Here is a 20,332-nt window from a genome sequence, read left to right as displayed (position 1 = left end):
GTGCGTTCCTAGCTGCTGCTCATATTGACGGAGGAAGATATGGATATCCGGGTTTCGGGTCATCGGGTCGATACGGGCAACGCCATCCGGCAGCACGTGGAAGACCGGCTCCAGGGTATCGCCGACAAATATTTCTCCCGCGCAATTTCGGCTCAGGTGACCTTCGGCAAGGGGCCGCATGACTACGGCTTCACCTGCGACATCGTTGCGCATGTCATGCAGGGCCTGGTGCTCAAGGGCTCGCATGCCGCGCCCGAAGCGCATCTCGCCTTTGACGGCGCCGCCGACAAGATCGAGAAGCAGCTGCGCCGCTACACCCGCCGCCTCAAGGACCGCAACAACGGCCATGCCCAGGCGGCGTTCGATGGCGCCTATGACGCGGGCTACACCGTCTTCCAGCTCGACGAGGAAGAGGAAGACGTCGTCGATGCGCCCCCCGTGATCGCCGAGACGCGGGTTGACGTGCCCGACGCCAGCGTGTCCGACGCGGTGATGATGCTCGATCTGCGCAACACCAACGCGCTGCTGTTCAAGAACAGCGGCACCGGCAATTACAACATGGTCTATCGCCGCGCGGACGGAACGATCGGATGGGTCGAGCCCAACCGGGCCGCCTGACCACCGCACGATGAACGATCTGGGCGATCTGTTGAAACCCGAAGCCGTGGGCTCGGGAACCCCGGCGGGCAGCAAGAAGAAACTCTTCGCGCTGCTCGGCGAGGCCGCGGCCAAGGCCTATGGCCTCGATGCCGCCGAGGTGACCGAGCGGCTGGCCGCGCGCGAGAAGCTCGGCTCGACCGGTTTTGGCGGCGGGATCGCCATTCCCCATGGCAAGATCGCCGGGCTTGCGGGCGTGCGCGGGTTGTTCATCCGGCTCGACAAGCCGCTCGACTTCGCCTCGGTCGATGATCTGCCGGTCGATCTGGTCTTCGCCCTGCTTTCTCCCCCCGATGCGGGGGGCGAGCATCTGAAGGCACTGGCGCGGGTCTCGCGACGGCTGCGCGATCGCGTCTTCACCGCCAAGCTGCGCGGGGCCGGATCGGCAGACGCGCTCTACGCGCTGCTCGCGGGGACGGAGTCGCGTGACGCAGCCGCCTGAACCGGTCGGGGCCGAGGCGCATTACCGTGCGCTTGAATCGCTCTACGCGGCGGCGCCGATCAACCAGCTGTTCGATTCGCGCCTGGAGATTCCGTCCGCGGGGCAGGCGCGGATCTATTTCACCATCGATGAACGGCATTTCCATGCCGGCGGCGCAGCGCACGGCACCAGCTACTTCAAGATGCTGGACGACGCTGCCTTCTACGCCTGCAACAGCCTGGTCACCGACCGCTTCCTGCTCACCACCGCATTCAACCTGCTTTTCACCCGCCCGCTCGGGCCGGGGCCGGTGATCGCCGAGGGGCGCTGGGTCAGCGGACAGCGCCGTGTATTCGTGGCCGAAGCGCGGCTGATCGATGCCGATGGCGAGGAAGCGGCGCGCGGCACCGGCACCTTCATGAAATCGCGCATTCCGCTCGCCGGCCTTCCCGGCTACCGCCCCTGATGGCGCGGCTCGCCGCCGGCCTGCTCGTCAACGCGCTCGTCCGGCGGGTCAATGCGGCGGGCGGAAGCGCGATGGTGCTGGCCAAGGGGGATGCCGAAGCCGGGGCGATCCTGGTCCTGACGCTCGATCGCGGTGAGAATCCCGCCTTCCTCGAGCGCGGAATCGGCCCGGACGGCAAGCCTGCGCTCGTCCGCTCCGGCCCTGCCGAACTCACCGGAGAAGCTGCCATTTCCGACTATTGGCACCGCCGCCGGAGCCGCGATTCGGACCTGTGGGTGGTCGAACTGGATATCGCGGGGGCGGAACGGTTCGCCGCTGAAACGCTCACAACTGGTTGACACTCCGTAACCATTTGGCCAGAGGCTCGCGCACGTTTAAGTAGCGTTGTGCCGTCGGGGTGTGAAGCCGCCGGTTACGCAGTCGGGGGGAAAGCCCGACCGGTCCTTTGTTTATAGCAAGGAAACGGACCGGATCGCGCGCCAACCGCATAGTATCGAAGTTGAATGACCTTTTCCGCTCGCGCCGCGATTGTCGCGGCTGTGACACTTGCCTTTGCCGCAGGCATCGGCGCGACCGCTCCGGGTGTGGCCCGGCAAGCCGAAACCGCGCAGCCTGTCAGCAATAACACGCCGGAACCGCAACAGGTTCCGACCATGGCCGAAGCGCTTGCCGATCTTGAGATCGATGCGCCGGCTGCCCCTGCCAAAGCCGAGCTCCAGACGCTTGTCGATGATGGCGACGATGCCGATTACGCGTCGCTTGCCGCCGCGGTCGCTGCGCAGCCGCTCGCCATCGACGACGACGAGCTCAACTGCCTCGCCATCGGCATCTACTATGAATCGAAGGGTGAGCCGTTGGAAGGCCAGCTCGCCGTGGCCGAGGTGATCCTCAACCGTACCGAGTCGGGCCGTTTCCCGAGCAGTGTGTGCGGCGTGCTCAAGCAGCGCGGCCAGTTCTCGTTCGTCCGCGGCGGCCAGCTGCCGCAGCCGCCCGAGGGCGCCCGCGCATGGAAGACCGCGCTCGCCGTCGCTAAGGTTGCCCGCGGCGACATGTGGGACAGCAAGGTCTCGAGCGCGCTCTATTTCCATGCCCGCCATGTTTCGCCCGGCTGGCGCCGCGCACGCGTCGGCAGCGTCGGCAACCACATCTTCTACCGCTGATCGCAGTGAGCAGCCCCTCAAGGGTTTCGTTCGTTCGACAAATGTTCTAGGCAGCGGGGATGGCGTCCACCATCCCTGCTGCCGAATCGCTGCCCCATGCGGCTGTCCAGCTCACGGCTGAGGTAACGCGCGGCGCGTGCCGCATGCTGCTTCGTCATGATTGCGTGGCGATGGCCGAAGTGCCGCTGGGCGACGGCCGCCGCGCTGATCTGATGGCGCTCAATGCGCGTGGCGAGGTGGTGATCGTCGAGGTCAAGGTGTCGCGAACCGATCTGATGGGCGACGGCAAATGGACGGACTATCTCGCCCATTGCGACCGTTTCTTCTGGGCCGTTCCCGCCGGATTCGACCTCACGCCGCTCGAAACGCCGGGCTTCCTGCCCGAGCGTGCCGGGATCATCGTCGCCGATCGCTATGACGCGGCGATCCTGCGGGAAGCGAAGACGGTTCCGCTCGCCAGTGCGGCGCGACGCAAATGCACGCTCGCCTTCGCGCGCCGCGCCGCGCGCCGGGTGATTGCCCTGACCGATCCTGATGCCGAGAGTATCGGCTGAGCTGCGCCTAGAAGCTCGGTCCTGAAACCGCGCGCTTCTGAATAGCGGGCGCATCCTTGAGCAGCTGCGCGATCGTGGGTGAGCGCGTGTCCCGCGCCGCGTAATCGCGAGCGTTCATGCCGGCCAGCCGGTCTCGCTGGTCGGGATCGGCCTTGGCGTTGAGGAGTGTGCGGACCATGTCGACGTCGCGGCGCTGCACGGCACGCATCAGCGGAGTTTCGCCGCCATTGTTGGCGAGGTTGATATTGGCGCGTTTGGACAGCAGCAGCGTCACGCCCTCGGGCCAGTTCGCTTCGACGGCGAGCATCAGCGCGCTGTTCCCCGCCCCGTCCTGCAAATTGATATTCCCGCCGCGCGCGAGGATGAAATTCAGATAGGTATAGTCGCGACGCTTGGCGACGATATGGATCGCCGCTTCGCCCTTCTCGTCCCTGGCGTTGACGATCGTCTGACCGGGCTGATTGAGAAACTCGGTCACCTTGTTGCCGTCCTGATCGCGCACGGCCTTCAGGAAATTGTAGCTGTCGGAAAATTGCTGAGCGGCCACCGGAAGCGCCAGCGCGAGCAGCGCCGCGGCAAAAACGGGCCGGGACGGACGGAAAGACATGATCGGACGATGCCCCTGATGACTGGGAAACCTTGCAACCTGCCCCGTATCAGATCATTGCGGGCGGCGCCATGAACAGGTTGCTTATCCCCGCCCTTGCCCTTGCTTTCGCCCTCGTCAGTTGCGGTGGAGGCACGTCCGGCAGCAAGTCGCTTGCCGACGCACCCCTCGCCGGCGCTTCGATCGGTGGTCCGTTCACGCTGGTGAATGGCGACGGCAAGACGGTGAAGGACAGCGATTTCACCGGCAAGTACCGGATCATGTATTTCGGCTACACCTTCTGCCCCGATGTCTGCCCCGTGGACGTCCAGAATATCGGCGGCGCGATGAAGCTTCTCGACAAGAGCAATCCCAAGCTCTCGGAACAGATCGTGCCGATCTTTGTCACGATCGATCCCGCGCGCGATACGCCCAAGGTGGTCAAGGAATTCGCCGCCGCTTTCCATCCGCGCATGGTCGGCCTCACGGGCACCCCGGCGCAGGTCGATGCCGCGGCCAAGGTCTATCGCGTTCCCTATGCCAAGCGCGAGACGCCGAGCGGCTATCTGATGGACCATGGCCGCCAGGCCTATCTGATCGGCCCCAAGGGTGAGCCGATTGCGTTGCTGCCGCAGGATCAGAACCCGCAGGCGATCGTCGCGGAGATCGAGCGCTGGATCGGATAACGCCCTTCTGGGAGCAGCCGCTCTCGACGCTTGACCGCGCACAGTGGGAGGCATTGTGCGACGGCTGCGGCAAATGCTGCCTGCACAAGATCGAGGACGAGGACACGGGCGATGTCTATGCGACCAACGTCGCCTGCCGCCTGCTCGACCGCCAGACCGGCTTCTGCAGCGATTACAAACACCGCCGCGCTTATGTCGCCGAATGCGTCCGGCTCACCGCCAGCAATGTCGAGGACATCGCCTGGCTGCCGCGCACCTGTGCCTATCGCCTGCGTGCGAATGACGAGCCGCTGCCCCATTGGCACTATCTGGTGAGCGGGGATCGCGAGGCAGTGCACGCCGCCGGCGAATCGGTGCGCGGCTGGACGATTTCCGAGGACGTCGCGGGTGATCTCGAGCATCACATGGTCGACAGGCTGTTGTGAGCCATCCGATCGAGGTCGTCCGCCATCCGCGTGCGCGGCGGATGAAGCTCTCGGTCGATAATGCCACCGGCCAGGTTCGGCTTACCCTCCCGCCCCGCGCACCGATGGGGGAAGCGATGCGTTGGGCACAGCAGCAGCATGAATGGATCGCGCGCGCGCTGGAGCGCCGAGCCGTACCCGTGCCCTTCGCGCCGGGGGCGACGATCCTGTATCTGGGCGAGGAGATCGGGCTGGGCTGGGATAGCGGCTTTCCGCGCACGCCCGTGCTCGACGATGGGCAACTGATCGCTGGCGGCCCGCGTGAGGGTTATGAGCGCCGTATCGAGCGTTGGCTTCGCAAGACCGCGCTCGATACGCTCAGCACCGAGACTGCCGAATATGCAGCGCTCGCAGGCGTCACCGTCGCCCGCGTCGCGATCGGCGATCCTTCGGGACGCTGGGGCAGCTGCGCGTCATCGGGCGTCATCCGCTACAGCTGGCGGCTGATCCTCGCTCCCCCTGCCGTCCGCCGCGCCACCGTCGCGCACGAGGTCGCGCACCGCGTCCATATGAATCACAGTCCGGCCTTCCACGCGGTTGTCCGGCAGATCTACGGCAAGGATCCCGCCCGCGAGCGGGCCTGGCTACGCACCAACGCGATGCGGCTTCACTCGTTCGGCCGCGATTCCTGAAGCGGACGGGCACCGTCGCGTCCGGAGTCACGCGGCGGTGCGCGGTCGGCGGGCTCGCGGCGCGGCGGCGGCGCATCGCGCTGGCCCCGCCCGGTCATCCGGTCGAGCCAGTCCTGGTCGATCGTGCCATCGTCTTCGTGGGGCGGGTCCTGCGCCGCATCGGGATTGGCCTCTTCGCGCGGGATCGGATTGCCGTCCTCGTCGACGAAAATGGCGTTGTCGGGCGCGCCATAGGATTCGTCGTCGGGCTCGATCTGCCATTCGGGCAGCGTCACCTCGGTTTCGAATTCCTCGGCCGGGCGGTTGGCGACCGCAGGGCGCATGAACGCGGCAAAGGCGCGGGCAGGCGCGGCACCGCCCTGCAGCCCGCCGACGCGCTTAGCATCGTCGCGGCCCATCCACACGCCGGTGGTCAGGCCCGATGAGAAACCGAGAAACCAGCCATCCTTGTTCGAGGTGGTGGTGCCGGTCTTGCCCGCGACCGGACGGCCGATCTGCGCGGCCTTGCCGCTGCCGGTGGCGACCGCAGTCTGCATCAGATCGGTCATCTGCGCTGCGACATAGGGAGCGACCAGCACGCGCGAAGTGTCGACCTCATGCTGGTAGATCACCGCGCCGTTCGCGGTGACTCGGGTGATCGCATAGGGGGTGACGCCCACGCCCTTGTTCGCGACCGAGGCAAAGGCGCGGGTCATGTCGATCAGGCGCACATTGCTGGTGCCAAGCACCATCGCCGGCTGGGTGTTGACCGGGGTGGTGATGCCAAACCGGCGTGCCATGTCGGCAACGGTGCCGAAGCCCACTTCCTGGCCCAGCTTCGCGGCAACGGTGTTGATCGAATAGGCGAACGCCGATCGCAGCGACATCTCGCCCGAGAATCGGCCCGAATTGTTGCGCGGGCTCCAGCCGCCGATCGTCACCGGCTCATCGACCACCTGGTCGTCCGGCTTGTGCCCGGCCTCGAGCGCGGCGAGGTAGACGAACAGCTTGAACGCCGAGCCCGGCTGGCGCGTCGCCTGGGTCGCGCGGTTGTAGATCGACGACACGTAATCGCGTCCGCCGACCATCGCGCGAACTGCACCGTCACGGTCGAGGCTGACCAGCGCACCCTGTGCGCCAGCCGGAGTGTTGGCCTGGATCGCCTGGGTCGCCGCATTCTGCATGCGCAGGTCGATCGTCGTCCACACGTCGAGCGGCGCTTCGGTCTCGTCGATCAGCACCTCGAGCTGGGGCAGCGCCCAGTCGGTGAAATAGCGCACGCTGTTCTGCTTCGGCGCGGCGGCCAGCTTGACCTCGGCCGGGCGCGCGGCGTCGGCCTGAGCGCGGGTGAGCGCGCCGGTCTCGACCATCACGTCGAGCACCACGCTCGCGCGGCCGATCGCGGCCTCGGCGTCGGCGGTGGGCGAATAACGCGACGGTGCCTTGACCAGGCCTGCGATCACCGCGGATTCGGACAGGGTCAGATTGGTTGCGGGATGGCCGAAAAAGGTGCGCGAGGCGGCATCGATGCCATATGCGCCCCCGCCGAAATACACCTTGTTCAGATAGAGTTCGAGGATCTGGTCCTTGGTGAACTTGCGCTCCAGCGCCAGCGCCAGCACCATCTCGCGCAGCTTGCGGCCGACATCATATTTGTTCGACAGGAAGATGGTGCGCGCGACCTGCTGGGTGATCGTCGATGCGCCCTGCAGGCGGCGGTCGGTGCCGCGATGGTCGAATGCGAACTTGGTGATGCGCGCCAGCGCCACCGGATCGACGCCCCAGTGCGAGCGGAAGCGGCGGTCCTCGATCGAGACCATCGCGTCGCGCATCGGGGCGGGGATCTTCGAATAGTCGATCCACTCGCCATAGCTCGGTCCCAGCGATGCGATCACCGTGCCGTCGACGGCATGGACGCGGATCATCTGACCGTTGGGGGAGGATTTGAGTTCCTCGAAGCTCGGGAGCGAGGCGCGGGCGGTGTACACCGCGATGGTCAGCGCGATGAGGCCGGCGAGCGCGAGCGTCACGCCGCCGATCAGCACCCATTTCAGGATGCGGCGAAACTTGCCGGGGCGGGCGGGGGATTTCTTTGGCATCGGAAGTGGCGCGAACCTACCGGCGAACCGCGCGGCTCACAAGCGGGTCCATGGGCTGACCGGACGCATCGAACTCAGGCGTCGTCCCCCTCGCCGCGTGGACGAAACTCCAGCGCGACCGAGTTGATGCAGTAACGCAGCCCTGTCGGCGGCGGGCCGTCCGGGAAGACATGCCCCTGATGCCCGTCGCATCGTGCGCAGCGGACCTCGGTGCGCACCATGCCGTGGCTCTGGTCGCCATGTTCGCTGACATGATCGGGCGCGACCGGCCGCGTGAAGCTCGGCCAGCCCGATCCAGAATCATATTTGTCGTCACTGTCGAACAGCTCGAGCTGGCACCCGGCGCAGCGATAGATGCCATCGGCCTTGTTGTCGGTGAAATGGCCCGAAAAGGCGCGTTCGGTGCCCGCCTCGCGCAGCACATGATACTGCGCCGGGGTGAGCCGCTGGCGCCACTCCGATTCGGAAAGATTGAGCTGATCCATGTCCCCGATGTGATGCGCCGGGGGGCCGCCGTCAATCGGCGGCTTCGTCCTTCCAGGCCCACCAGAGCTGTGCGGGCGGCATGTTCCACCATTCCATGTCATGGTCGATGCGCTGGAAATGCGGGGTCAGGAAATTGCGGACGTTGGGATTGAACTGATAGACCAGAAACTGCCCGCCGGGGCGCAGCACCTTTTGGGTCGCCGCCGCGATCCGCTCGCCCACGCCCGCTGGCAGGGTCGAGAAGGGCAAGCCCGACAGCACGTAATCGGCATGGTCTTCACCGTGATCGGCGACGATCGCATTCACGTCCTCAGCCGAACCGTGAATCGCCGAGAAGCGCGGATCGACGATCGACTGGCGCAGATAGGCGACGAAATCAGGGTTGGTGTCGATCGCGATATATTTTGCATCCGGGCCAAGCCGGTCGAGCACGGCGCGGCAGAAGGTACCGACGCCCGGGCCATATTCCACGAACAGCTTGGTATTGTCCCAATCCACGCGCCCCAGCATCTTGCGGATCAGCTTGCGCGAGGAGGGGATGATCGATCCGACCATCACCGGATGCTTGAAGAAGCCCTGAAGAAAGAGCGCTTGCGGCGAGAGGGGACGCGAAGCTTTGCGTTTCGCGCGGGTAATCGTGGTCGAACCGTTCATCAACTTCCCTCTGTCGGTGTCACGTTCCTGTAGGACGTTTGCCACGCGTCTGTCATCAGATACGTGCGCTTCTTAACGCTCTTCTCGTCGCGGCGGTTGCGCACGCCGCCGAAACGTTTCATCCAGCAACCCATGGAGCACCCGCGCCAAGGTCAGGTCGCCGTGATCTTCGTCTCGCAGCGCACGGACGAGGATGCCGAAGGCTACGCGCAGGCTGCAGAGGCGATGGGCGCTCTCGCCGCGGCTCAGCCGGGCTATGCCGGGGTGGACAGCGTCCGCGATGCGGGCGGGCTCGGTATCACCGTCAGCTACTGGGCGGACGATGCGAGTGCCAGGGCGTGGCGCGACAATCCCGAACATGCGCGGATCCGCGATCAGGGCCGCGCGCGCTGGTACGACTGGTACGTGCTGGAAGTGACGCGCGTCGAGCGCGGCTATCGCTGGTCGCGGCAATGATGCGCGGCTGATTTTGGCCCGGGACCGCACCTTCGGCCTGTTGTTTCTGGTGATGTTCACCATCGCCGCCGGCAACACCGCGCTGCAATCGGTTCTGCCCGCGCTCGGCCGTTCGCTCGGCGTGCCCGACAGCGCGGTGGCGGCCGCCTTCTCGGTTTCGGCGATCCTGTGGACGCTGGTCGCGCCCTTCTGGGCGAACCGTTCGGACCGGCACGGGCGGCGCAACATGGTGCTGCTGGGACAGATCGGCCTCACCGCTTCGCTGTTTTTCTGCGGCCTGTTCCTCGCCGCCGGGATCAACGGCTGGATCGCGCCCACGACCGCCTTCATCTTCTTCGTCGGCGCGCGGATGCTCTATGGCGGGTTCGGTTCGGCGGCGCCGCCGGCGGTGCAGGCGATCGCCGCCGCACGCACCAGCCGGGACGACCGGACCAAGGCGCTCACCCTGCTCGGCTCCGCCTTCGGCCTCGGCACGATCCTCGGGCCGGCGATCGCGCCCTATCTGGTCGTGGGCGACCTGTGGCGCGGCGGCCCGACGATCGGGCTGGCGGGGCCGGCACTGATTTTCAGCGGCGTATCGCTTGCGATGGTCTTCACGGTCGCAAGATTCCTCCCGCGCGACGTGGACAGCTCGGTCAGCCACGGGGCGGTAACCAGCTATCCCTCGATCGGCGGGCAGGCGAGCGGGGCGAGCATCACCGCGGCCACAGCACCCAGGGTCGAGCCGATCGGCTATCTCGATCCGCGGGTGCGGGCCTGGATGATCTGCGGGCTGATCCTCGGCCATGCCCAGGCGATGGCCGGGCAGGTGATCGGCTTCCTCGTCATCGACCGGCTCGGCGTTCCCCCGATCGAGGCAATCCAGGCGACCGGTCTCGTGCTGATGATGGGGGCAGGTTCGGCGCTGCTCGCGCAATGGGGCATCATTCCCCTGCTCAACCTCAACCCGCGTCAGCTGATGCTGATCGGCCTGTCGCTCAGCGCCATCGGCTCGCTCGCCACCGGCAGCGCGACCACGCTTTACGGCATCGCGACGGGCTATGCGCTCGCGACACTCGGGTTCGGCTTCTCGCGGCCCGGGTTCACCGCCGGCTCCTCGCTCGCGGTGGGCCAGGCGGCGCAGGGATCGGTGGCGGGCAAGGTCACGTCGATCAACGGCGCCGCCTTCATCCTCGGTCCGTCGATCGGCGTCGCCCTTTATGGCGTCTGGCGGCCGCTCCCCTATCTGGTCGCGGCCGCCGCACTCGCGCTGCTGATCGTCTACGGCCTGTTCAGCCTGCGTCCTTCTTCCGGCTCTGAAGCATCCCCGGGGCGATGAACCCGATCGGGTTCAGCGCCACCGCATCCTGCTTCATCCTTGCCACGAGCTGAGCGTATTCCGCCTCCATTTCGGGTGTCACTGTGGCGCGCGAATCGGCCAGCGCCGCCTCGAAATGCGCCATGGTCACATGGGTGTTGGTGAGCGATTCGCGCAACGCCACCAGGCCCGCGCGGCGCACCACATCCTCCAGGTCGGCGCCGGTGAAGCGCTCGGTCCGCTCGGCGATCGATCCCAGATCGACATCGTCGGCAAGCGGCATCTTCGCGGTCTGGATCTTCAGGATACGCTCGCGTCCCGCGGCATCGGGCACGCCGACATAGATCAGCTCGTCCAGCCGGCCCGGGCGCATCAGCGCCGGGTCGATCAGGTTCGGCCGGTTGGTCGCACCGATCACGACGACCGACTGAAGCTCTTCCAGCCCGTCCATCTCGGCCAGGATGGTGTTGACCACGCGCTCGGTCACCTGCGGCTCGCCCATGCCTGACCCGCGCGCGGGCACCAGCGAATCGAGTTCGTCGATGAAGATCACGCACGGTGCCACCTGACGCGCGCGGGCGAACAGCCGGGCGATCTGCTGCTCGCTCTCGCCATACCATTTGGACAGGAGGTCGCTCGATTTGGTGGCGATGAAGTTCGCCTCCGCCTCGCGCGCCACCGCCTTGGCGAGCAGCGTCTTGCCGGTGCCGGGCGGGCCATAGAGCAGGAAACCCTTGGCCGGGCGGATGCCCAGCCGCCGGAACGCGTCGGGATCCTTCATCGGCAGCTCGACGCCCTCTTTCAGGCGCATCTGCGCGTCGTCGAGGCCCCCGACATCCTCCCAATGGACGTTGGGCTTCTGCACCATCACCTCGCGCATCGCGCTCGGCTGGACGCGTTTCAGCGCCTCGACGAAATCCTCGCGGGTGACGGCCAGCGTCTCCAGCACCTCGGGGGGGATCGTCTTCTCCTCGAGGTTGAGCTTGGGCATGATCCGCCGCACCGCCTCGATCGCCGCCTCACGCGTCAGCGCCGCGATGTCGGCGCCGACAAAGCCGAAGGTGGTGCGTGCCAGTTCGGTCAGGTCGACCTTGTCGCCCAGCGGCATGCCGCGGGTGTGGATGCCCAATATCTCGCGCCGCCCGCGCTCGTCGGGCACGCCGACCACGATCTCGCGGTCGAACCGGCCCGGCCGCCGCAGCGCTTCGTCGAGCGCCTCGGGCCGGTTGGTTGCGGCGATGATCACGACATTGGCGCGCGCCTCCAGCCCGTCCATCAGCGTCAGCAGCTGGGCGACCAGCCGCTTCTCGGCCTCGCCGGTCACCTGCCCGCGTTTGGGCGCGATCGAATCGACCTCGTCGATGAAGATGATCGCGGGCGAATTGGCGTTCGCCTCCTCGAACACCTCGCGCAGGCGCTTCTCCGATTCGCCATAGGCCGATCCCATGATCTCGGGCCCGTTGATCAGGAAGAAGCTGGCGTCGCTCTCGTTGGCGACGGCGCGCGCGAGGCGCGTCTTGCCGGTACCGGGCGGCCCATGCAGCAGCACGCCCTTGGGCGGGTCGACGCCCAGGCGCTGGAACAGCTCGGGGTAGCGCAGCGGCAGCTCGACCATCTCGCGCAGCTGGTCGATCGTCGCGGCCATCCCGCCGATATCGTCATAGGTGACGTCAGCGCGGCGGAATTCCTTGGCTTCCTCATAATCGGTGCGCAGCTCGATCTCGGTACTCTCGTCGATATGGACGATGCCGCGCGGCGCTGCCGACACCACGGTCAGGCGGATTTCCTGCAACGCATAGGCGGGCGCGCGCAGATGCTGGAGCACGTTGGGCGGCATGTCCGCGACGCGCTGCTGCCCGACGGTCGAGACCGTGTCGCCCTGCGCCAGGGGACGTCCGATGAAGGTGCGCTTGAGCGCGTTGGCCGATCCTTCGAGGCGCAGGTCCTTGCGTGCGGGTGCGAACACGACGCGCGTCGCAGGGCGCGATTCGCCGCGGCGGATCTCGACGAAATCGCCCGATCCGACCCCGGCATTGGCGCGCTGAAGGCCGTCGATGCGCAGCAGCTCCAGCCCTTCGTCCTCGGGATAGGGGAATACCGCGCGCGCCGGAGTGATGCGCTTGCCGACGATCTCGATCACGTCGCCCTGTTGAAGGCCGAGCTCGCCCATCAGGGTGCGCGGCAGATGGGCCAGGCCACGCCCGCTGTCTTCGGGGCGCGAATTGGCGACCTGGAGCTTGCGTGTCGGGGTGTCGGTCTCGGCCATTGGCTCTCCTTCCCTCTGGATCAGCGGTCCAAACGACCTTGGAGGGTGAGCGCGCCAAATAGGCATGCAGTTCCGGATCGCCTAGACAAGCTATCGTTTCACCCGCGATTCGGGCAAAAAAAAGGGCCGGCCCAAGGGGACCGACCCATGAAAGGTTTAGGAGAGGATGCCTGAAAGGCACGCCCTATGTGCAGTGCAGCGAATTATTGTGCAAGTGCGAAAAGGCTATATCGTGATTGCAGTTTCTGCAATCTGTAACAATCGCGGTTTAGTGCCAGTGTAACCGTTGTCAGGGTCGTAACCGCGATAACAAGTTGCAAACGGAAACGCTGCACCACACAAAAAACTATGCGAAGGCTCCCTCCCCTCACTGCCATCGAGGCATTCGTCCAGGTCGCGCGGCTTGGTTCGGTCAAAGCCGCCGCGGAGGAGCTTGCGCTCTCCTCGCCAGCGCTCAGCCGTCGGGTTCAGGCGCTCGAGCGTTTCATCGGCAAGCAGTTGTTCGAACGGCGCCACCAGGCGATGAAGCTCAACGCGGAGGGTGAGCGGCTGCTCGGCCTGATCGCGCCCGCGCTCGATTCGATGAGCGATGCGATCGAGGGGATGACCAGCGGCGTCGAATTGCTCCGTCTTCGCCTCGGCACGCCGGCGTTGTTTGCGACGCAACGACTGCTCCCGCATCTGGGTGCGTTGCGTGCGATGCATCCGCAGCTCCATCTCGACATCGATACCGGCGGGCATGGCATGTCGCGTCTCGGCGACGGGCTCGATGCCGCGATCGTCCTCGCGCGCGATATCGACACGCTGCTTTACGGCCGCCGCCTCGATCGCAACCGCATCCGTCTGGTCGCCGCGCGGCATCTGGTCGAAGGGCCGCAGGCGATCACGCGGCCCGAGCAGCTCGATGGCATGACGGTGATGGTCCACCGCGACATGGCCGACAGTTTCGAGATCTGGCGCGACGCGCTCGGCCTGCCCGCGATCGAGCCGGTCGCGGTCGATCTGTTCGATTCGGGCTCGCTGCTGCTCGAAGCGGCGGCGCAGGGCGTCGGCATCGCCTTCATGCTCGATTCGCACGTGGTGCCTGAGGACGATCCGCGCATCGCGACGCTGTTCGAGCCGGTGGTGAAGAGCCCCTATTCCTACTGGTTCGTCTGTCGCCCGCGCGCGCTCGAGCAGCGCCCGGTCAAGCTGTTCCACGACTGGATGATCGGCACGATCGAGCTGGAGAGCTGAGCGGCGCTCTCGAAAGGGAACGGGCCGGTGCCGGTCGGCGCAGCTGACCCAAACCTACAGCGGCCGCCCGTCCTGATCCATCAGCACCTCGCGCCGCCCGACATGGTCGGGGCGCGAGACGAGGCCGTCCTTCTCCATCCGCTCGATGAGGCGCGCGGCGCTGTTGTACCCGACGCGCAGCTGGCGCTGGAGCCACGACGTCGACGCTTTCTGACTCTCCGCGACCAGCTGCACCGCGCGACGATAGAGCTGCTCTTCGGGGCTGTCCTCGCCATCGGGCGCGCCATCCAGCGCGAACTCCTCGCCCTCGGGCTCCTCGGTGACGGCCTGAATGTAGTCGGGTGCGCCTTGCGCGCGCCAGTGATCGGCGACCCCCTGCACTTCCTCGTCGCTGACGAACGGGCCGTGGACGCGCGCGATCTGCTTGCCGCCAGGCATGTAGAGCATGTCGCCCTTGCCCAGCAGCTGCTCGGCGCCCTGCTCGCCCAGGATCGTGCGCGAATCGATCTTCGACGTGACGTGGAAGCTGATGCGCGTCGGCAGGTTCGCCTTGATCACGCCGGTGATGACATCGACCGATGGGCGCTGGGTCGCCATGATCAAATGGATGCCCGCCGCCCGCGCCTTCTGCGCGAGTCGCTGGATCAGGAACTCGACTTCCTTGCCTGCGGTCATCATCAGGTCGGCCAGCTCGTCGACGATGATCACGATCTGCGGCAGCGGATTGAGCTCGAGCGTCTCTTCCTCGTACATCGGCTGGCGCGTCTCGGGATCGTATCCGACCTGCACCTTGCGGCCGAGCTTCTGCCCCTTGGCCAGCGCCTGGCGCACCTTGTCGTTGAAGCTGCCAAGCGATCGAACGTTGACCGAAGCCATCATCCGGTAACGCTCCTCCATCTGCTCCACCGCCCATTTGAGCGCTCGCACCGCCTTGGGCGGGTCGGTGACCACGTCGGCGAGCAGGTGCGGGACGTCCTTGTACATGCTGAGTTCCAGCATCTTCGGATCGATCATGATCATCCGGCACTGGTCTGGGGTCAGCCGGTAGAGCAGCGACAGGATCATGCAGTTGAGGCCGACCGATTTGCCCGAACCGGTGGTGCCGGCGACAAGCAAGTGAGGCATCGGCGCCAGGTCCGCGATCACCGGATCGCCGGCGATGTTCTTGCCCAGCACGATCGGCAGCTGCGCGCCCATATCCTCGAAACTGTCGCTGCCGATCAGTTCGTGCAGGCTCACCATCTCGCGCTTGGCGTTGGGCAGCTCGATGCCGATCACGCTGCGGCCGGGGATCGTCGCGACGCGCGCCGATACCGCCGACATGTTGCGTGCGATATCGTCGGCCAGCTGGATCACGCGGCTCGCCTTGATCCCGCTCGCCGGTTCCAGTTCGTACATCGTCACGACCGGACCCGGCCGTACCTCGACGATCTGGCCCTTCACATGGAAATCGTCGAGCACGCTCTCCAGCAGCCGCGCGTTGCGCTCGAGCCCCGCTTTGTCGATCGCCGCGCTGCCGCTCTTGGGCGCGGGCTTGAGCAGGTCGAGCGGCGGAAGCTTGTAGCTGCCCTTGAAGTCGAGGCTGGTCTGAACCGGCTTGGCCTTGGGCGGGCTGGGCGGCGGTGCCGGATCGGCGATCACCGGGCCGGGCCGGTTGTCGGGCAGCGCCATCTTGCGCGGCTTGGGCGCCGCCGCGGGGGTGAAGAGGTCGGCGGTATCGTCGATGCCCTCGTCCGCTTCGCCCGCATCCGTGCCGCCCCGCTCGCGTCGCGGCAGACGCAGCTGCGACACCTCGATCTGCACGCTGCGCGCCCAGATGACGACGCCGGCGACCCCGGCGATCAGCCCGAACGCGCGCCCGCCCCACAGGGCCACCGCCGGCTCGCCGGCAAGATTCAGTCCCCAGCGAAGCAGATTCGCGACTGAAAGCCCGACAATTCCGCCCCAGCTGCCCGGAAGCTCCCAGTCGAGCACGGATCGGCTGGAGACGAAGGCGAACGCCGTGCCCATCAGCGCGACGCCCAGCGCGGCGCCGCCCAGCATCCGTCCCCAGGCACCGACCGGATTGCCCTTCCACAGCCGCGTCGCGACGATGAGGCCGACGGGCGCGAGCAGGACGACGGGCAAGCCGCCGATCGCGAGCAGCAGATCGGCGAGCCAGGCGCCCGGCGTTCCGAGCAGGTTCTTCACCGGCCCGCCCGCTGCGGTGTTCAGCGACGGATCGGTTCCCGTATAAGTGCCGATCGCGAGCACCGCGGCGAGGGTCAGCACGAACAGCGCGATCGCACCGATCAGCGCGCCGCTGCGTTTCGCCCCTGCCTTCATCGTGTCACGCCACAGCATCGGCTGCACCCGGCTCGCCATCATTGTTCCTGGAAATGTCTCGAAAGTCCCGCTTTGCCGGATTCATCCACCCTGCGGACTCTGGCGTCAAGGCAGCCGCTCGGCTACTCGCCGCATATGACCCAGGCAGACCTCCTCATCCTCGGCGGCGGACTGGTGGGGAGCGCGCTCGCCGTCGCGCTCGACCGCCATGGCATTTCCTGCATCGTGATCGATCCCGCGGACCCGGCGGTGATACTCGCCGCCGCGCATGACGGCCGCGCTTCGGCCATCGCCGCCGCCCCGATGCGGATGCTCGAAGCGATCGGCGTCGCTGATCGCCTGACCGGCAAGGGTTGCCCGATCCAGAGCATCCGGGTCAGCGACGGACTGGAGCCGGGCAAGCTCGACTTCGATCCGCTCGATGGCGAAGGCGCGCTCGGCACGATGTTCGAGAATCGCCATCTGCGCGCCGCGCTGATGGCGGCGGCCAGCGAAGCGCCGCGCGCCGATGTCCGCATGCAGACCCGCGCGCTTCACGTGGAACGTGGCGCGCACCGGGTGACCGCGACGCTCAGCACCGGCGAAACGGTCAGCGCGCAGCTGCTGATCGGCGCCGAGGGGCGCAACTCGCCCACCCGCGACGCCGCGCACCTCAACGTCGCCCGCTGGACCTATGATCATTCCGCCATCGTGACCTCGCTCCACCACGAGTACAGCCACGAGAATACGGCGTTCGAGATCTTCTATCCCCAGGGCCCGTTCGCGATCCTGCCCTTGGTCGATGACGAACAAGGGCATCGGTCGGCGATCGTATGGTCGGTGAAACGGCACGAGGAAGCGGGAATGATGAAGCTCTCCGAACGCGGTTTCCTCGCCGAGGCGGAAAAGAAAATGGGTGGATTCCTGGGCAAGCTAGGCCCGCTCGGCCCCCGCTTCAGCCACCCGCTCGGCTTTCACCATGCGGCAACGATCACCGCCGATCGCCTTGCTTTGGTCGGCGACGCCGCGCACGGCATCCACCCGATTGCGGGACAGGGCGTCAATGTCGGCTTCCGCGACGTCGCCGCCCTGGTCGAGGTGCTGGTCGAGGGTAAGCGGCTCGGCCTCGACATGGGCGATCCCCAGCTGCTCGCGCGCTACCAGCGCTGGCGCAGCCTCGACACCTTCATGGTCAGTGTCGCAACCGACGCGTTGACGCATCTGTTCGGCATTCCCGGAAAAACCGCCCATGCCGCGCGCCGCTTCGGCCTGTCGGCGGTGGATAAGGTCCCCGCGCTCAAGAACTGGTTCATGGCCGAAGCGCGTGGCGAATCGGGCGCGACGCCCCGGCTGCTGCACGGGGAAATGGCCTAACCTACTGCAACGTCCCCTCGTCGCTGTCGTGGCGGCCGAAGAACTGCATCAGCTGCACCGTCAGCTCGGCGCGATCGCTCAGGCTGCTCGCCTCCAGCAGCGCCTGTTTCGCCGCCGGGTCGAACGGCGCGATCTGGGCGATGCCGTTGACCAGCGCCTCGTCGTCGAGCCGCGACACCGCGCTCCAGTCGATCGCATAGCCCTGCCGCTCGGCGAAGCGGCGCGATTCGAGCTCGAGCGACGCGCGCTCGCCCATCCCCAGCACCTCGTCTTGCGGATCGGCGATCAGCTCCGCCTCGATCTGGCGGAACGGCGTCGTCACCTCCAGCTCGCGCACCAAGCGAAACCGCGACAATCCCTCCAGGACGATGTCGAACTTGCCGTCGTTCAGCGCCTCGACTTCGGCGATTCGGCCGACACAGCCGATCTCGAACAGCGGCACCGGCTCGCCTTTGGCCTCGCGAAAGCCCGGGCGCGGCTGGATCATCCCGATCCGCCGGTCGCGCGCCAGCGAATCGGTCACCATGGCGCGATAGCGCGGTTCGAAGATATGCAGCGGCAACTGCATCCGCGGGAACAGCAGCGCCCCCGCCAGCGGAAAGACGGACAGACGCGTCGTCGTCATCCGAACAGGATGGCGGAAAGCTTGCGGCGCTGGGCCGAAACCCACGGATCCTCCAGCCCCACCGCCTCGAACAGCTTGAGCAGGCGTGCGCGGGCGGCGCTCTCGTTCCACTCGCGGTCCTCGGCGATCATCGCCAGCAGCGTCTCGGCCGCGCCGTCGCGGTCGTTCGCCGCCATCTGCGCGCCGGCCAGCTCGTAGCGCGCGCCCATATCGGCCGGATTCTCTGCCGCCCGCGCGCGAATCGCGGCGAGTTCGTCGTCGGCAGGCGCTTCACGCGCCAGCATCAACGCTGCCTGTGCGCGTTCAACCTCGGCGGTCTTGGCGGCATCGTCGGGCAGCACGTCGAGCGCAGCCTGCGCTTCATCGAGCCGGCCGAGCGCGATCAGCGCCTGCGCGCGTCCCGCCGCAACCTGCGGATGCTCGGGTGCCATCTCGCCGATCTGGTCATAGACCACCAGTGCCCGTTCGTGCTCGCCATTGGCCAGTATCTCGGCGGCCATCGCCAGCAGCGGCTCGAGCTCCGCCTCTTGAGCGGCAAGATCGCTCTCGACGGGGATCTGACGAAGGATCTGGTCGAGATTGGCGCGCAGCTGAGTCTCGGTACGGGCGTTGGTGAGGTCCGCGACCAGCTGGCCCTGGAACATTGCATAGACGGTCGGGATCGACCGCACCTGGAACTGCGCGGCAATGAACTGGTTCGCATCGACGTCGATCTTGGCGAGGATCACGCCCTTGTCGGCATAGTCGGCGGCGACCTTTTCCAGCACCGGCGCCAGCGCCTTGCACGGCCCGCACCACTCCGCCCAGAAATCGAGGATGACCAGCTTTGTCATCGAAGGCTCGACAATGTCCTTGCGGAACGCCTCGACGGCATCCTTGTCGGCGGCGGAAAGTCCCAGCGTGGCCACGGCGAATCCCTTGTCTCGAAAACCGGCGCCCTATGTGGGCGCTGGCGGCGCGCTGGCCAACCCTTTTCGCCGAAACCATATGGAAGTTGGAAAAGGCGTGATTGGGGGCTTGCGGACCCCGAAACCCGCTGCTAGAGGCCGCCACCTTGCCCCGCCCCCTCGGTCTTTCGAGCGGGCACCAAGCGCCAGAGAGCGGGCGTAGCTCAGGGGTAGAGCACAACCTTGCCAAGGTTGGGGTCGAGGGTTCGAATCCCTTCGCCCGCTCCAGGACGACCCGCGATTGAGCGGTGGTCGATACGATCCTTCCAATATGCCTGCCGGCGTCGCCCGATGTGGCTTGTCTGCCTCAGTCGACTCTTGCCGCTGGTCGCAACGCCGATGACCGAGGGGCGCGGCAGTTGCTCAAAGAGGGTGACGGGTAACGCCGAACCTGCCTTATTTCTGAACCGAGCGTTTCAGAAATAGCCCCTTTCCCGCCCTTTTCCGGCCCGGCCCCCTGCCTATCTGACCCTCCAGACGAACGTCCCGTTCGGGATGGAGGTAAAGGAGGTTCATCCATGCAGAGCAAGGAACAGGTGCGGCGCACTTCGCGTCCGCTTCGCTGGATCGCCGCATTCGCCGGCACGATGATGATTGCGACGCCGCTCGCTGCGCAGGCTGGCGCCGGGAACGGCGGCGGCAGGGTGCCCGGGGCTGCGAGCGAATGGCGCAATCCCAAGGACAGCGTCCGCATCCGCTTCAGTCCCTGCGGGCAAGATCGCATGTGCGGCATCGTCACTTGGGCGAGCGACAAGGCGAAGGCAGATGCTCGCCGCGGCGGCACCGATCAGCTTGTCGGCACCAATTTGTTCCGCAACTTCAAGCGTGTCGCCCCCGGTGAATATAAGGGCCATGTCTTCGTGCCCGACATGAACCGCACCTTCTCCGGCCATATGGAGATCAAGGGCGATTCGATGATCGGCAAGGGCTGCGTTCTCGCCGGTCTTATCTGCAAGCAGCAGGTTTGGACGCGCATTTCGTGA

At 66.6% G+C, this 20,332-nt stretch carries 22 protein-coding genes and 1 tRNA gene; 15 read left to right on the top strand and 8 right to left on the bottom strand.

Features of this window, described 5'->3' with window-relative positions:
* Positions 1 to 39: 39 nt before the first annotated feature.
* From hpf to BDW16_RS10775, 6 genes are all read left to right on the top strand, one after another.
* A complete protein-coding gene (gene hpf / locus BDW16_RS10800) occupies positions 40 to 618 on the top strand; it encodes a ribosome hibernation-promoting factor, HPF/YfiA family (RefSeq protein ID WP_066578121.1) in 579 nt (192 codons plus the stop codon).
* Positions 619 to 628: 10 nt separating this feature from the next.
* Positions 629 to 1,099: a PTS sugar transporter subunit IIA gene (locus BDW16_RS10795; RefSeq protein WP_066578117.1), complete on the top strand. Its 471-nt coding sequence runs from the start codon at positions 629 to 631 to the stop codon at positions 1,097 to 1,099.
* The gene (locus BDW16_RS10790) at positions 1,083 to 1,544 is read left to right on the top strand and encodes a PaaI family thioesterase (protein WP_066578114.1); all 462 of its coding nucleotides are present in this window, start codon (positions 1,083 to 1,085) and stop codon (positions 1,542 to 1,544) included. The genes BDW16_RS10795 and BDW16_RS10790 overlap by 17 nt, the downstream gene beginning before the upstream one ends.
* The gene (locus BDW16_RS10785; RefSeq protein ID WP_066578111.1) at positions 1,544 to 1,882 is read left to right on the top strand and encodes a DUF1491 family protein; all 339 of its coding nucleotides are present in this window, start codon (positions 1,544 to 1,546) and stop codon (positions 1,880 to 1,882) included. Before BDW16_RS10790 ends, BDW16_RS10785 begins: the two co-directional genes overlap by 1 nt.
* A gap of 165 nt (positions 1,883 to 2,047) precedes the next feature.
* Entirely contained in the window at positions 2,048 to 2,704 is a 657-nt protein-coding gene (locus BDW16_RS10780) for a cell wall hydrolase (RefSeq protein WP_066578104.1), read from the top strand.
* 59 nt (positions 2,705 to 2,763) lie between these two features.
* Positions 2,764 to 3,258, top strand: coding sequence for an MmcB family DNA repair protein (locus BDW16_RS10775; protein ID WP_066578099.1), 495 nt, complete (start codon positions 2,764 to 2,766; stop codon positions 3,256 to 3,258).
* A gap of 7 nt (positions 3,259 to 3,265) precedes the next feature.
* On the opposite strand, the gene BDW16_RS10770 is transcribed toward BDW16_RS10775, so the two are convergent.
* Positions 3,266 to 3,865 (bottom strand): ankyrin repeat domain-containing protein, encoded by a 600-nt coding sequence (locus tag BDW16_RS10770; RefSeq protein ID WP_066578097.1) that lies wholly within the window; start codon positions 3,863 to 3,865, stop codon positions 3,266 to 3,268.
* Positions 3,866 to 3,936: 71 nt separating this feature from the next.
* On the opposite strand from BDW16_RS10770, the gene BDW16_RS10765 reads away from it, so the two are divergent.
* The 3 genes from BDW16_RS10765 to BDW16_RS10755 are packed head-to-tail and all read left to right on the top strand — an operon-like array spanning position 3,937 to position 5,626.
* On the top strand, positions 3,937 to 4,530 hold the full coding sequence (locus tag BDW16_RS10765) for an SCO family protein (protein ID WP_066578093.1): 594 nt from the start codon (positions 3,937 to 3,939) through the stop codon (positions 4,528 to 4,530).
* A complete protein-coding gene (locus BDW16_RS10760; RefSeq protein WP_066578091.1) occupies positions 4,527 to 4,955 on the top strand; it encodes a YcgN family cysteine cluster protein in 429 nt (142 codons plus the stop codon). Before BDW16_RS10765 ends, BDW16_RS10760 begins: the two co-directional genes overlap by 4 nt.
* On the top strand, positions 4,952 to 5,626 hold the full coding sequence (locus BDW16_RS10755; RefSeq protein WP_066578088.1) for a M48 family metallopeptidase: 675 nt from the start codon (positions 4,952 to 4,954) through the stop codon (positions 5,624 to 5,626). Before BDW16_RS10760 ends, BDW16_RS10755 begins: the two co-directional genes overlap by 4 nt.
* Here the strand turns inward: BDW16_RS10755 and BDW16_RS10750 are convergent.
* The 3 genes from BDW16_RS10750 to BDW16_RS10740 form a co-directional block, all read right to left on the bottom strand.
* The gene (locus BDW16_RS10750; RefSeq protein WP_066578081.1) at positions 5,602 to 7,704 is read right to left on the bottom strand and encodes a transglycosylase domain-containing protein; all 2,103 of its coding nucleotides are present in this window, start codon (positions 7,702 to 7,704) and stop codon (positions 5,602 to 5,604) included. The two genes, BDW16_RS10755 and BDW16_RS10750, sit on opposite strands and share 25 nt — an antisense overlap.
* A 74-nt stretch (positions 7,705 to 7,778) precedes the next feature.
* Entirely contained in the window at positions 7,779 to 8,189 is a 411-nt protein-coding gene (gene msrB / locus BDW16_RS10745) for a peptide-methionine (R)-S-oxide reductase MsrB (protein ID WP_066578078.1), read from the bottom strand.
* Between the two features lie 31 nt (positions 8,190 to 8,220).
* Positions 8,221 to 8,844: a class I SAM-dependent methyltransferase gene (locus BDW16_RS10740; protein ID WP_066578075.1), complete on the bottom strand. Its 624-nt coding sequence runs from the start codon at positions 8,842 to 8,844 to the stop codon at positions 8,221 to 8,223.
* A 132-nt stretch (positions 8,845 to 8,976) separates the two neighbouring features.
* On the opposite strand from BDW16_RS10740, the gene BDW16_RS10735 reads away from it, so the two are divergent.
* Both BDW16_RS10735 and BDW16_RS10730 read left to right on the top strand, forming a co-directional pair.
* Positions 8,977 to 9,300: an antibiotic biosynthesis monooxygenase family protein gene (locus tag BDW16_RS10735; RefSeq protein WP_066578072.1), complete on the top strand. Its 324-nt coding sequence runs from the start codon at positions 8,977 to 8,979 to the stop codon at positions 9,298 to 9,300.
* Positions 9,301 to 9,352: 52 nt separating this feature from the next.
* Positions 9,353 to 10,618 (top strand): MFS transporter, encoded by a 1,266-nt coding sequence (locus tag BDW16_RS10730; protein ID WP_066578358.1) that lies wholly within the window; start codon positions 9,353 to 9,355, stop codon positions 10,616 to 10,618.
* Here the strand turns inward: BDW16_RS10730 and BDW16_RS10725 are convergent.
* Positions 10,572 to 12,863 (bottom strand): CDC48 family AAA ATPase, encoded by a 2,292-nt coding sequence (locus tag BDW16_RS10725; RefSeq protein ID WP_066578070.1) that lies wholly within the window; start codon positions 12,861 to 12,863, stop codon positions 10,572 to 10,574. The genes BDW16_RS10730 and BDW16_RS10725 overlap by 47 nt on opposite strands.
* Before the next feature lie 348 nt (positions 12,864 to 13,211).
* Between BDW16_RS10725 and BDW16_RS10720 the strand changes: the two genes are divergently transcribed.
* The gene (locus BDW16_RS10720; RefSeq protein WP_066578068.1) at positions 13,212 to 14,099 is read left to right on the top strand and encodes a LysR substrate-binding domain-containing protein; all 888 of its coding nucleotides are present in this window, start codon (positions 13,212 to 13,214) and stop codon (positions 14,097 to 14,099) included.
* Positions 14,100 to 14,153: 54 nt separating this feature from the next.
* Here the strand turns inward: BDW16_RS10720 and BDW16_RS10715 are convergent, their stop codons facing one another.
* Positions 14,154 to 16,463 (bottom strand): DNA translocase FtsK, encoded by a 2,310-nt coding sequence (locus BDW16_RS10715; protein ID WP_066578343.1) that lies wholly within the window; start codon positions 16,461 to 16,463, stop codon positions 14,154 to 14,156.
* Between the two features lie 96 nt (positions 16,464 to 16,559).
* Between BDW16_RS10715 and BDW16_RS10710 the strand changes: the two genes are divergently transcribed.
* Positions 16,560 to 17,777 (top strand): FAD-dependent monooxygenase, encoded by a 1,218-nt coding sequence (locus tag BDW16_RS10710; protein WP_066578061.1) that lies wholly within the window; start codon positions 16,560 to 16,562, stop codon positions 17,775 to 17,777.
* A gap of 1 nt (position 17,778) precedes the next feature.
* Here BDW16_RS10710 and BDW16_RS10705 read toward each other — a convergent pair whose 3' ends face one another.
* Together BDW16_RS10705 and BDW16_RS10700 are read right to left on the bottom strand one after the other, a co-directional pair.
* On the bottom strand, positions 17,779 to 18,402 hold the full coding sequence (locus BDW16_RS10705) for an LON peptidase substrate-binding domain-containing protein (protein ID WP_066578058.1): 624 nt from the start codon (positions 18,400 to 18,402) through the stop codon (positions 17,779 to 17,781).
* On the bottom strand, positions 18,399 to 19,310 hold the full coding sequence (locus BDW16_RS10700; RefSeq protein WP_083954296.1) for a tetratricopeptide repeat protein: 912 nt from the start codon (positions 19,308 to 19,310) through the stop codon (positions 18,399 to 18,401). The genes BDW16_RS10705 and BDW16_RS10700 overlap by 4 nt, the downstream gene beginning before the upstream one ends.
* 192 nt (positions 19,311 to 19,502) lie before the next feature.
* Here BDW16_RS10700 and BDW16_RS10695 point away from each other — a divergent pair.
* Positions 19,503 to 19,577: transfer RNA gene (locus tag BDW16_RS10695), tRNA-Gly, on the top strand.
* A 290-nt stretch (positions 19,578 to 19,867) separates the two neighbouring features.
* Positions 19,868 to 20,332 carry a DUF2147 domain-containing protein gene (locus tag BDW16_RS10690; protein WP_241230435.1) on the top strand — a complete coding sequence of 155 codons (465 nt, stop codon included), beginning with the start codon at positions 19,868 to 19,870 and terminating at the stop codon, positions 20,330 to 20,332.

This window comes from Sphingomonas koreensis, assembly GCF_002797435.1.
GTDB classification, from domain to species: domain Bacteria; phylum Pseudomonadota; class Alphaproteobacteria; order Sphingomonadales; family Sphingomonadaceae; genus Sphingomonas; species Sphingomonas koreensis.
The sequence above is the reverse complement of the archived record's forward strand: the minus strand, read 5'-3'. Positions and strand labels throughout refer to the sequence as shown.